Annotated in this window: 9 protein-coding genes; 6 read left to right on the forward strand and 3 right to left on the reverse strand. The window is 38.9% G+C overall.

Features of this window, described 5'->3' with window-relative positions; all coding sequences use genetic code 11:
- Nucleotides 1–209 precede the first annotated feature (209 nt).
- Nucleotides 210–2,834, reverse strand: a complete 2,625-nt coding sequence (gene leuS / locus O1449_RS02195) for a leucine--tRNA ligase (RefSeq protein WP_269239044.1) — start codon at nucleotides 2,832–2,834, stop codon at nucleotides 210–212.
- A gap of 329 nt (nucleotides 2,835–3,163) precedes the next feature.
- Entirely contained in the window at nucleotides 3,164–3,532 is a 369-nt protein-coding gene (locus O1449_RS02200) for a DUF4124 domain-containing protein (protein ID WP_269228882.1), read from the reverse strand.
- Nucleotides 3,533–4,039: 507 nt separating this feature from the next.
- Here O1449_RS02200 and O1449_RS02205 point away from each other — a divergent pair.
- The 4 genes from O1449_RS02205 (at nucleotide 4,040) to O1449_RS02220 (ending at nucleotide 10,117) form a co-directional block, all read left to right on the forward strand.
- Nucleotides 4,040–5,767 (forward strand): acetolactate synthase 3 large subunit, encoded by a 1,728-nt coding sequence (locus tag O1449_RS02205; RefSeq protein ID WP_269239045.1) that lies wholly within the window; start codon nucleotides 4,040–4,042, stop codon nucleotides 5,765–5,767.
- A complete protein-coding gene (gene ilvN, locus O1449_RS02210) occupies nucleotides 5,764–6,255 on the forward strand; it encodes an acetolactate synthase small subunit (protein WP_005162601.1) in 492 nt (163 codons plus the stop codon). Before O1449_RS02205 ends, ilvN begins: the two co-directional genes overlap by 4 nt.
- Before the next feature lie 104 nt (nucleotides 6,256–6,359).
- Entirely contained in the window at nucleotides 6,360–7,376 is a 1,017-nt protein-coding gene (gene ilvC, locus O1449_RS02215) for a ketol-acid reductoisomerase (RefSeq protein WP_004655853.1), read from the forward strand.
- 680 nt (nucleotides 7,377–8,056) lie between these two features.
- The gene (locus tag O1449_RS02220; protein WP_269228880.1) at nucleotides 8,057–10,117 is read left to right on the forward strand and encodes an EAL domain-containing protein; all 2,061 of its coding nucleotides are present in this window, start codon (nucleotides 8,057–8,059) and stop codon (nucleotides 10,115–10,117) included.
- A 109-nt stretch (nucleotides 10,118–10,226) separates the two neighbouring features.
- Here the strand turns inward: O1449_RS02220 and O1449_RS02225 are convergent, their stop codons facing one another.
- Nucleotides 10,227–11,375, reverse strand: a complete 1,149-nt coding sequence (locus tag O1449_RS02225) for an alpha/beta fold hydrolase (RefSeq protein WP_269239046.1) — start codon at nucleotides 11,373–11,375, stop codon at nucleotides 10,227–10,229.
- Nucleotides 11,376–11,635: 260 nt separating this feature from the next.
- Between O1449_RS02225 and arsC the strand changes: the two genes are divergently transcribed.
- Complete coding sequence (arsC, locus tag O1449_RS02230) at nucleotides 11,636–12,070, forward strand: arsenate reductase (glutaredoxin) (protein ID WP_269239047.1); 435 nt, start codon at nucleotides 11,636–11,638, stop codon at nucleotides 12,068–12,070.
- 58 nt (nucleotides 12,071–12,128) lie between these two features.
- Complete coding sequence (locus O1449_RS02235) at nucleotides 12,129–12,449, forward strand: metalloregulator ArsR/SmtB family transcription factor (RefSeq protein ID WP_046738165.1); 321 nt, start codon at nucleotides 12,129–12,131, stop codon at nucleotides 12,447–12,449.
- The last annotated feature ends 124 nt before the right edge of the window (nucleotides 12,450–12,573 follow it).

Genomic DNA, 12,573 nt, shown 5'->3' on the forward strand with positions numbered 1-12,573 from the left:
TTTGTCCTTATGATATTCCAACAAATATGGAAGATTTAATCTTGATAAATTGACCACATTTTAGAATCAAAGCCCGTTGAATAACAGCGGGCTTTGATGAGGTTTTGTTTATTGCTTTTGATCCCCCCTCTTTTTAAAGAAGGGTTAGGATGAAGCTAATAACCCCTCCCTAGCCCTCTCCTGAGAGGAGAGGGAATCTAAGCAGAAAATTAAACCACTAAATTAACAAGTTTATTCGGAACGACAATTTCTTTCTTGGTTGGACCAGTTAAGAATTGTTGCACTTCTGGCAGTGCTTTTGCTAAAGCCAATAATTCATCTTTAGAGATATCGACTGCGACGTCTAACTTACCACGAAGTTTACCATTCACTTGTACAACAATCGTTTGCGTATTACGGGTTAACGCTGATTCATCCACTTGTGGGAACAGTGTCGTATTAATATCAATACTAAACTGTGCTAAAAGTGTTTGACTTAAATGTGGTGCAAATGGTGCAAGTAAAGTCAATAAAGTTGTAATTGCTTCACGTGCAACAGCCGCATCATTGTCATCTTTTGCTTCAAATTTGTTGGTCGCATTCAATAATTCCATCAATGCTGCAATAGAAGTATTGAACGCATGACGACGTTCGATGTCATCACCCACTTTTTGGATGGTTTCATGGGTTTTGCGACGTAAATCTTGCGCATCTTTCGATAGGTTTACTGTATCAATTGCAGTCGCCTGATTGCCTTTTTCAAGGAAACCCGCTGCTAAACGCCAGACACGTTTCAAGAAACGGTTTGCGCCTTCAACACCTGCATCTGACCATTCTAATGATTGATCAGGTGGTGCAGCAAACATCATGAAGACACGAGCAGTATCTGCGCCGTATTGATCAATAATGGCTTGTGGATCAATACCATTGTTTTTCGACTTAGACATTTTTTCTTGTCCGCCGATCACAACTTCCTGACCATCACCTGAATATTTCGCAGATAGAATGCGACCTTTTTCGTCACGTTCTAATTCGATGTCAGCAGGGTTAAACCAAGTTTTTTTGCCACTCTCTGCTTCACGGTAGAAGGTGTCTGCCAACACCATGCCTTGAGTGAGCAAGTTGGTAAATGGTTCATTACCTTGTACCACGCCTTCATCACGCATCAACTTATGGAAGAAACGCGCATAAAGTAAGTGCAGAATTGCGTGTTCAACACCACCGATATATTGGTTTACTGGAAGCCAGCTTTGCGCCGCTTCAGGTTTTACCATACCACCCGTAAAGTCTGGAGATGCATAACGTGCATAGTACCAAGATGATTCTACGAACGTATCCAAAGTATCGGTTTCACGACGTGCGTCGCCACCACAGCTTGGACACTTAGTTTCGTAGAATTCAGGCATCTTGTTCAATGGGTTACCCGAACCATCGGGAACTACATCGGTTGGTAATACCACAGGTAATTGATCTTCTGGAACGGTGACTTGACCACAGCTATTACAGTTGATCATTGGAATTGGGCAACCCCAGTAACGCTGACGAGAAACACCCCAGTCACGTAAACGGAATTGAACCTTAGCATTCGCTAAAGTTTGTGGTTCTAATTTTGCAAGGAAGGCATCAAAAGCGGCTTGGAATGCTAAACCATTAAACTCGCCAGAATTTACCAATTTGCCTTCTTTAGAACCATACCATTCTTGCCATTCAGTTGCTGAGTATTCAGCATCATCAGCACCTCTGGCATCAATCACTTGTTTGATTGCTAAATTGAATTTATTGGCAAATTCAAAATCACGCTCATCATGTGCAGGAACTGCCATTACAGCGCCTGAACCGTATGACATCAACACATAGTTCGCAATCCAAACAGGGAGATCTTCACCTGTAACTGGATGCTTCACGAATAAGCCTGTTGCCATGCCTTTCTTTTCAGCAGTGGCTAAATCAGCTTCTGCGACTGAACCCATACGGCATTCTTCAATAAATGCAGCAAGTTCAGGATTATTTTCAGATGCTTTAAGTGCCATAGGGTGTTCTGCTGCAACAGCAACATAGGTCACACCCATCAAGGTATCAGCACGCGTGGTATAAACAGTTAGACCATCTGCATAAATTTCAGTATTGGCAGAAGGGAAGGTGATTTCCATCCCTGTAGAACGACCAATCCAGTTACGTTGCATGGTTAAGACCTGTTGTGGCCAACCGTCTTTTAATGTGTCTAAATCGTCTAATAATTCTTGTGCATAGTCGGTAATGCGGAAGTAGTACATTGGAATATCGCGTTTTTCAACCAATGCACCAGAACGCCAGCCACGACCATTTTCAACTTGCTCGTTAGCTAACACAGTCTGGTCTACAGGATCCCAGTTGACTGTTGAAAGCTTACGATAGATCAAGCCTTTCTTATAAAGTTGTACGAATAACCATTGTTCCCAATGGTAGTACTCTGGTGTGCAGGTCGCAAACTCACGATCCCAATCGACTGACAAGCCCAATTTTTTTAATTGGTCACGCATATATGCGATGTTTTCAAAAGTCCATTTTGCTGGTGCAACTTGGTGTGCAATCGCTGCATTTTCAGCAGGCAAACCAAATGCATCCCAACCCATTGGTTGTAATACAGTTTCGCCTTTTAAACGATAAAAACGGCTGATCACGTCACCAATGGTGTAGTTACGCACATGCCCCATATGCAGTTTGCCACTTGGGTAGGGGAACATCGACAGGATATAGCGATGTTTGCCCTCTACAGTGTCTGCAACTTTAAAAACTTTGCGATTGTCCCAGTCTTGTTGAACTTGAGGCTCAATGGCACTTGCTTGATATTCGGAGTCAATGTGAGAAGTCGTCATAGGGATATGCGATACAACAAAAAAGTAAAGTTAAGATTGCTGCACAGCATAGCGCAAAATAGGGCGGGATGTCAGTTTTTAGCTGAGGATTTTATCTTCTAAATGATGCGAGTGGAAACCAGTTGGGGTATTTTTAAAAAGTGAGTATCTTTGAATTTGTTAAAGGCTCTCTTTTTTAGATGAAGATGCTTTCAATACAGCCCTCATAATAATCTGTAAATATTGAAACAGTATTGATATATTAATTTGTTTTTTAATAATATTTTTATTTTACCCAAACAAGGTGGCAAATCTAAAATAGTCACCTTGTTTGAACCGACTAAAACAGTCTAAAGATTTGGTTTTACTCTCACTGGCGCTGTGACAGGTGTTTGAATAGGTGGTGCAGCAGCAGGAGCTTGAGGTATTTCATCTATTGGTGGTCGAGTCATATTTTGATTGGGTTGACTTTCAGACGGTTGATTTTCGTTTTGAGGTTGCTGTGCTTTCTGCGGGATTGCATTTTGAGTGCTACTTCCATAAGTGGAAATTTTATCTAATCGTTTTGCTCCTTTTGGTGGAGGCGTCGTGGTGTAATGGGTTGAACCATTAGCATCCATCCATTTGTAGTACTGCTGAGCATAATTTTGGCTAGAACAAAGAAGCAGAGTCGTAGTTGCGACAGCGTATAGGCTTGTTTTAAAATATGATGGTTTCATAATTTGATCTCCCCCAAAAGAATTTCGTCTATATTCGATCAAAATGTTTGAATTAGCCAATCACAATGCCTATTTTTGTATAAAAAGAAAATAGTTTTTTGATAAATGGGCATTTGGATCGATAAATCACCTTAAGCTGATAGATTAAAAAAACAACAGCTAAAAATTATTCTAAAAAAACCTTTTCTTTATTCTTGACTTTGTGTATGAAAGCAACAAAAATGCTTGCTTAGTTTTATATGCGCTTATTTGATCACCCTTCGAATAAATGTCATGGTTTGCAATGGACATTCTTTCTAGCCGAGAGAATGATTTTTTGAAATATGTTTATCCCAACATGTTTTGATTCGAGATGTAATAACAGCTTATACGGCTGATGAGTCAGAAAATTTTTCCTATTGCAGCAAAAACGAGTAGAATACGCACACTTAGAAAAGTGCATAAGTTAATGAATGAAAATACAATTTATGTCTCCCATAAATTGTACTAACACTAGGGTGAATCACGTTGGAACTTTTATCTGGTGGTGAAATGCTCGTTCGTGCGCTTGCGGACGAAGGCGTAGAGCATGTTTTTGGTTATCCAGGCGGCGCAGTTTTACATATTTATGATGCGCTTTTTCAACAAGACAAAATTAATCATTACCTTGTACGTCATGAGCAAGCTGCTGGTCATATGGCAGATGCATACTCGCGCGTAACTGGTAAAACAGGTGTTGTTCTTGTGACTTCTGGTCCAGGTGCAACAAATACTGTTACTCCTATTGCAACTGCCTATATGGACTCAATCCCAATGGTGATTTTGTCTGGTCAGGTTGCAAGCCATTTGATTGGAGAGGATGCATTCCAAGAAACAGATATGGTTGGTATTTCTCGTCCAATCGTAAAACACAGTTTCCAAGTGCGTCACGCCAGCGAAATTCCTGCAATTATTAAGAAAGCATTCTATATCGCAGCTTCTGGCCGTCCAGGCCCAGTGGTTGTTGATATTCCTAAGGATGCCACCAATCCAGCAGAAAAATTTGCCTACGAATATCCTGAAAAAGTGAAGATGCGCTCATATCAGCCGCCTTCTCGTGGACATTCAGGTCAAATCCGCAAAGCAATTGATGAGCTGATCACTGCTAAACGCCCAATTATTTATACGGGCGGTGGTGTTGTTCAAGGTAATGCTTCTGCACTATTGACTGAACTTGCGCATCTATTGGGTTATCCAGTAACCAATACATTGATGGGCTTAGGTGCTTTCCCAGGTAATGATCCACAATTTGTGGGTATGTTAGGGATGCATGGTACTTATGAAGCCAATATGACGATGCATAATGCAGACGTGATTTTGGCCATTGGTGCGCGTTTTGATGACCGCGTGACTAATAACCCTGCAAAATTCTGTCTCAATGCGAAAGTGATTCATATTGATGTAGATCCAGCGACCATTTCTAAAACGATCATGGCGCACATTCCTATCGTTGGTGCGGTTGAGCCAGTTCTTCAAGAAATGTTAGCTCAGCTTAAACAGATGAATGTGTCTAAGCCAAATCCAGAAGCAATTGCTGAATGGTGGTCTCAGATTAATGAGTGGCGTAAAGTTCATGGCTTACGCTATGAAGCAGCTCAAAATGGTGAAATGAAACCACAACAAGTGGTGGAAGCGCTTGATCGTGTGACCAATGGTGAAGCGATCATTACGTCTGACGTAGGTCAGCACCAAATGTTTGGTGCAAACTACTACAAATACAAACGTCCACGCCAATGGATTAACTCGGGTGGTCTAGGCACGATGGGTGTTGGTTTACCGTATGCAATGGCAGCGAAGCTTGCATTCCCAGATCAACAAGTCGTGTGTATTACAGGTGAAGCATCAATTCAGATGTGTATCCAAGAATTATCAACATGTAAGCAATATGGCTTAAATGTGAAAATTCTTTGCTTGAATAACCAAGCTTTAGGCATGGTGAAGCAGTGGCAAGACATGAACTATGAAGGGCGTCATTCAAGCTCTTATGTAGATTCTTTACCTGATTTTGCAAAATTGATGGAAGCTTATGGTCATGTAGGTATTCAAATCAATCATGCAGATGAGTTGGAATCTAAACTGGCTGAAGCAATGGCAATTAATGATAAATGTGTATTCATTAATGTCATGGTTGATCGTACAGAACATGTTTATCCAATGTTGATTGCAGGTCAGTCGATGAAAGATATGTGGTTAGGTAAAGGGGAGCGCACGGCATGAGACACATTATCTCTGTACTTGTAGAAAATGAAGCAGGCGCGCTTTCTCGTTTGGTCGGTTTATTCTCTCAACGTGGTTACAACATTGAGACTTTAAACGTTGCGCCAACTGAAGATGAAACTTTATCTCGTTTGACGCTGACAACTTATGGCGATGATCACAAAATCGAGCAGATCACAAAACAACTGAATAAATTAGTTGAAGTGGTTAAGGTGGTTGATTTGTCAGAAGGTGCACATATTGAGCGCGAGCTTATGTTGATTAAAGTGAAAGCTTTAGGTGCCGCTCGTGCGGAAATTAAGCGTACAGCTGATATTTTCCGTGCCCAAATCGTTGATGTAACACCAACCACTTATACGATTCAGATCGCAGGTACAACTGAAAAGATTGATGGTTTTATTGATGCACTTGCTGAAAATACCATTCTAGAAGTTGTACGTTCTGGTGTGTCTGGTATCGCACGTGGTGAAAAAGTTTTAAGTATTTAATCGCTTCCCCAATTCTTCATATAGAAATGCAAGAATTGGGAAGTTTCAAAGGATCTATCCTTGTAAAACAAGGGAAATGACAAAAATTTTAGCGGAGAAAACAGATGCAAATTTTTTACGATAAAGACTGTGACTTATCAATCATCCAAGGCAAAAAAGTTGCAATCATTGGTTATGGTTCACAAGGTCATGCTCACGCACTTAACTTGAAAGACTCTGGCGTTGACGTAACTGTTGGTTTACGTGCAGGTTCTACTTCTTGGAAAAAAGCTGAAAATTCTGGTCTTAAAGTATCTGAAGTTCCAGCGGCTGTTGCTCAAGCTGACTTAGTGATGATTTTGACTCCAGATGAGTTCCAATCTCAACTTTATCGTGATGTGATTGAGCCGAATATTAAAGAAGGCGCGACTTTAGCATTTGCTCATGGTTTCTCTATTCTTTATAACCAAGTTGTTCCACGTAAAGATTTAGACGTAATCATGGTTGCTCCAAAAGCACCAGGTCATACTGTACGTTCTGAATATCAACGTGGTTCAGGTGTTCCTGACTTAATCGCAATTCACCAAGATGCTTCTGGTAATGCACGTAACGTAGCGCTTTCTTACGCTTCAGGTGTAGGTGGTGGTCGTACAGGTATCATCGAAACTTCTTTCCGTGAAGAAACTGAAACTGACTTATTCGGTGAGCAAGCAGTTCTTTGTGGTGGTGCTGTTGAATTGGTTAAAATGGGCTTCGAAACTTTGGTTGAAGCTGGTTATGCACCAGAAATGGCTTACTTCGAATGTTTACATGAACTTAAGTTAATCGTTGACTTAATGTTCGAAGGCGGTATCGCTGACATGAACTACTCAGTTTCTAACAATGCTGAGTACGGTGAATATGTGACTGGTACTGAAGTAATCAACGAACAGTCTCGTGAAGCAATGCGTAATGCATTGAAACGTATCCAATCTGGTGAATATGCAAAAATGTTCATTCAAGAAGGTGCGTTGAATTACCCATCTATGACTGCTCGTCGTCGTCAAAACGCTGCGCATGGTATCGAAGTAACAGGTAATAAGTTACGTGCGATGATGCCTTGGATTCAAGCGAACAAAATCGTAGACAAAGAGAAGAACTAAGTTTTAGTTTAATCTTTAAAAGCCCTTGTTTGTACAGGGGCTTTTTATTGGATCATTCTAATGTTACGCATTGGTTAAACATAGCTCTACTCTTGCACAGGGGAAAAGCGATGCTTTTCTATTTCCCTACTCCTTGCGTAGGAGACCCTACTCATGATTCAAGCAAACAAAATCGTAGACAAAGAGAAAACTAAGTTTTATCTCTGAGTTAAAAGAAACCTCTTGTTGATAAATGAGGTTTTTTAATGCTGTTGATAACAGAGTTATAACAATACTGACATTAAAAAGGCATAAGATATTTATAAGCCAAGTACTTTACATCGTACTTAATACATGACAAAAACAACAAAACTGCAATGAGACTTAAGTTCATCGTGCAGTTTAAAACAAATAAGAAGTAACTACTTAAATACTAAAACACCTAGCAAAAATAAATTGGTCTTTCGGTAAAAAAGTACAATAAAAAAGCAAGTCTTTTCATTGGTTTGAAATGATTACATGTTTTTATTCTATTGATTTATAAAATGAAAAAGACTTGACCTTATGCTAGATGATGTTATTGTTAAGGAAAGTTTATGAATACACAATTTGTATCTTTTTTGAGTGTTAATGATCGTTCTGATTTCGAGCAATTCGCTCAACAAATAAAAAAAAGTACTGAATAATCATGGAAGTCCTTTATGGTTCACGTTGATTACGATAGCACATGGGTCATCGTTTCCATTTTGGTTGCAGTAGCGACTTGTTATGCTGCAGTTTCAATGGAAGAACTCGTTTTTAAAGCTGCTTATAAAAAGTTTGAGAAAAGCATTTTAGTAACGAGTGGGTTGACTTTAGGCTTGGCAATATGGGCAATGCATTTTATTGGAATGCTTGCGAGCCATTTACCTGAAGGCTATCATTTTGATATTAGTTTGACTGTGCTTTCATATTTGATAGGCGCAACTGCTTCGGTATTTGCTGTTTGGCTAACGACTAGACCTACTTTACCTATGCCACGTCTGATTTTAGGTGCATTATTCTTAGGGCTAGGGATATCTGGAATGCATTACACGGGGATGTTGGCGCTTTCAGTTGAGCACCATCAATTGAGATATGATCCATTACTCGTGATTTGTTCAGTACTCATCGCTGTATGTGGTTCTGGTTTGAGCTGTTTATTTGTTTTTAAATATAAAACCGCTGTTAAATATAAAACTGCATTAAAGGCTGTCGTTGCAATATTGATGGCTTTTAGTATTGTAGGTATGCATTACACGGGTATGGCAGCCACTTATTTTGATACAGGATTTGTGGAAGCACTTGGTTCAGCACAAACAGAGCAAGCCGTTTTATTATTTACCATTATTTTTATTACCAGTTTAGTGTTTGTCGCTGGTTTTGCTGTCGCAGTTTTAGAAGCCCGATTAGAAGAGCGTAATCAACAATTAGTTAGAATAAATAAAGAATTAGCAACTCAGTCACTACATGATTCATTAACAAAGTTGCCGAATCGATTATATTTGACAGATTATGCAGAAGTAATCTTCAGCCATCATCGTTTACGAGAAGAAAAAGCAGCATTTTTATATGTAGATTTAGATCGCTTTAAATCGGTAAATGATGCTTTTGGACACCATATTGGTGATCAACTTTTAATTCAAATGGCTAATCGGTTACATGAAAAATTAAGTTCAAGCCATAAGCTATTTCGTATTGGTGGTGATGAGTTTGTACTGGTCTCTGAAAACACTGATCTTAATGAAGCGATGTTACTGGCAGAAGAAGTTCTGCATTTTATTCAAGAAGCATATCTGATCGCGACAAAAGAAATTAATATTTCTGCAAGTTTGGGAATCGCGATGTATCCTGAGCACGGTACGAATGTTCAGGACTTATTAATTAATGCAGATGTAGCAATGTTGGCCTCTAAAGAACAGGGGCGGAATACGTTTACGGTTTTCCATTCCGTTACAGATCAGCAAGATGTCCGTAGTCAATCCAAATTAATTAATGATTTGTATAAAGCGGTAGATGAGCAGCAATTTGTTTTATTTTATCAGCCTAAATTCACTGCGAATTATCAAGTTTGTGGTGTTGAAGCGCTCATTCGCTGGAAGCATCCAAGCTTAGGTTTGTTGACTCCTCAAATGTTTATTGAAGGTGCTGAAAAAACAGGGTTAATTATTCCAATGGGCTATTGGGCATTGGAGCAAGCTTGTCAGCAGATTCAAAAATGGGAACGAAGTAATAGTCCTTTTTATCCAATTGCCGTCAACTTATCTGCATTACAATTTGAAAATAAAAAACTTTTTAACGTATTAGAACAGCTCTTAGAACAATATCAAATTCAGCCCCACAATCTTATTTTAGAAATCACTGAATCAACAGCAATGCATCATATTGATTCAAGTATTCGCACTTTAGAACGCTTGCGTAAGTTAGGAATTCGGATCGCCATTGATGATTTTGGAACTGGCTATTCAAGCTTTTTATATTTAAAAGATCTGCCTGTTGATGAACTTAAAATTGATCGCGGTTTTCTCATAGATTTACAACCAAATTCGAAAGAAGAAGCAATTCTAGAAAGTATAATTCACCTTGCCGCTAGGTTAGGCTTAATCGTCACAGCTGAAGGTGTAGAAACACAGCAACAAGCTGATATTTTGACTAATTTAGGATGTAATCAATTGCAAGGTTATTTATTGGGTATACCTGTAAATGTTGAAAATTTAGTGTTGAATCGTCACAACTTTGCTTAATTTATTTTGACTTTACGATATCTATATCATCTATTCACGAAAAAGGCTGCTCATATCTTTTCAAGTAAAAGAGATTCACAGCCTTGATTATTTTAGCAATTATAAGCAGTTAATTTGAGCGCTGTTGCAACCATGCGCTAACTACAGGCCAAACTGCTTGTGGTGCTTGGCTACCTGAAACCAAACCCATATGACCACCGGGAACGATTTCAAAGGTTTTATCTTGGCTACTGATCAAATCCATTAATGGTCGTACAGCTTCTGCAGTCACAATAATGTCAGTATCCCCACCAACCGCAAGTACTGAACATTCAATATCTTTAAAATCAGCAGTTTGATCTCCAAATTTCACGAGACCTGTCGAAAGTTCGTTATCAATCCAGAAACGTAAAATAATATCGCGCATTACACCACCAGGATAGGCGAGCATATTGTCAACAAACGAACTTGATGTTGCGTGATTAATGACAAACTGTCGATCGTTCAAATTTTTCAGTAATTGCCAATAATTTTTAAAATTACCTACTGGATCTGTGAGCTTAAATCCAAGCGTATTTTGCCAACCATGAATATGGAAATAGCGGCTCGGAATTTGACGGATTCGAAAATTAGTATTGGTTCGTACCCATTGCGCTGGTGTGTTTAACTTTTGATAAAGCTTGCCAATATAACCTGATTGATGAGTGTTAATTGGTGATGCCAAAATCATTAGATTCTTAATATTTTTATCTTTAAATAATGAGGTATAGCAAAGTGAGATAGCTCCACCGAGACTCCAACCATACAGTGATAGTTGTTGTTGTCCGCTATGTTCACGAATTTTGCTGATAAAGTCGGGCATAAAGATTTTGATATATGTACCGAAATTATATTTAGCTTGTTTACGGCTTGGTGTGCCCCAGTCAATCATATACACATCAAAACCTTGGCTTTGAAAGTAACGAATGAGACTACGATCAGGAAACAAATCGAACACTAAGGTATTCGCTGCTAATGGGGGAATAATAACGAGTGGTACACGGTGTTTATTTTCACCCGATTCTACATTTGCCTTGTAAAACCGTAAGCTAATAATTTCACGTTCATAAACGACTTCAAAAGGTGTTTTTCCTGACAATGCCAGTTGATGTCCCCTCAAGAAACGATCTGCCGCATTTGAAAATACTTGTGCAGCTTGCTTACCCGCACGCGTTTTTAAGATTGATTGGGCTGTTTTAGCATTAACAAAGGTATTTTTAACTTTAGGCAATTGAGTCATCGTGCAAGAACTCTATGGTTACAACTGTGTAGCCGCATATTAGAAGAAAAATTCTCTAAGCTCAGTGACTCATTTGCTTAACTTGTATTCCAAAATGATCAACTTGAGACAATATTCTGTAATTTACACGATTGAATTTTAAAGTTTTGGAAAAAGAGACAGCAGGTAAACTGATTTAATCGAGGTGTTGGATATATGAAATTGCATATATATGAAAATTCATATATAAAGAATTTAAAAATTAATTAGGTCTTAATTCGATGGCAATTTCATTAGATGTGACGATATATCACAATCCAGCATGTGGAACTTCACGTAACACATTGGCTTTGATTCGTAATACAGGAATTGAGCCAAATGTTATTGAATATTTGAAGACTCCTCCGACTCGTAGCGAGTTAATTCAGCTTATTCAAGATGCCAATTTAACGGTTAGAGCAGCGATTCGTAAAAATGTAGATCCTTATCGTGATCTAGAACTGGATCGTGAAGATTGGACGGATGAGCAACTAACCAGTTTTATGCTTGAGCATCCTATTTTGATTAATCGACTATTTGTGGTGACGGCGTTAGGAACTCGCTTGAGTCGTCCATCCGAAGCTGTCTTAGATATTTTGCCATTGGCACAGAAGGGTGCTTTTACTAAAGAGGATGGTGAGCAGGTGATTGATGAAAATGGGCAACGCGTAAATTAAAAATTTGGCTTTTATATATGGAAATTTACATATTCATATAAGCAAATAGGAAGTGAAGATGGATCAAGTGAATTTTTTTAAATGCTTAGCGGACGAAACACGTCTCAATATTGTCACTTTAGTTGCTGAGCATAAAGAATTATGTGTGTGTGACTTGACTGAAAAATTACAACTCAGTCAACCAAAGATCTCTAGACATTTAGCGTTATTACGTTCATCAGGTTTATTGCAAGACAGACGACAAAGCCAGTGGGTGTATTACAGCATTCATCCAGAGTTGCCTGCTTGGTGTCATGAATTACTCAATCTCTTGGTACGTGAACAAACTTCCGCAAGTAACCAATCTCAGTCTCTCCAAATTAAAAGTTATTGTGAGTAATACCGCATGAAATTTATTTTCCTATCTACTGCGAATAGCTGTCGCAGCATTTTGTCCGAAGTACTTTTTATATGTCTCGTCCTGAATTGATTGCTGCAATCAATCACATCTCAGATATTGAATG

Origin of the sequence: Acinetobacter sp. TR3 (genome assembly GCF_027105055.1) — a bacterium.
Classification (GTDB): Bacteria; Pseudomonadota; Gammaproteobacteria; order Pseudomonadales; family Moraxellaceae; genus Acinetobacter.

Excerpts from the sequence above, each read along its gene's own strand:
- O1449_RS02225 (WP_269239046.1), bottom strand. The coding sequence starts at position 11,375 with ATGACTCAATTGCCTAAAGTTAAAAATACCTTTGTTAATGCTAAAACA.
- O1449_RS02200 (WP_269228882.1), bottom strand. The coding sequence starts at position 3,532 with ATGAAACCATCATATTTTAAAACAAGCCTATACGCTGTCGCAACTACG.
- arsC (WP_269239047.1), top strand. The coding sequence starts at position 11,636 with ATGGCAATTTCATTAGATGTGACGATATATCACAATCCAGCATGTGGA.
- leuS (WP_269239044.1), bottom strand. The coding sequence starts at position 2,834 with ATGACGACTTCTCACATTGACTCCGAATATCAAGCAAGTGCCATTGAG.
- ilvC (WP_004655853.1), top strand. The coding sequence starts at position 6,360 with ATGCAAATTTTTTACGATAAAGACTGTGACTTATCAATCATCCAAGGC.
- ilvN (WP_005162601.1), top strand. The coding sequence starts at position 5,764 with ATGAGACACATTATCTCTGTACTTGTAGAAAATGAAGCAGGCGCGCTT.
- O1449_RS02220 (WP_269228880.1), top strand. The coding sequence starts at position 8,057 with ATGGTTCACGTTGATTACGATAGCACATGGGTCATCGTTTCCATTTTG.
- O1449_RS02235 (WP_046738165.1), top strand. The coding sequence starts at position 12,129 with ATGGATCAAGTGAATTTTTTTAAATGCTTAGCGGACGAAACACGTCTC.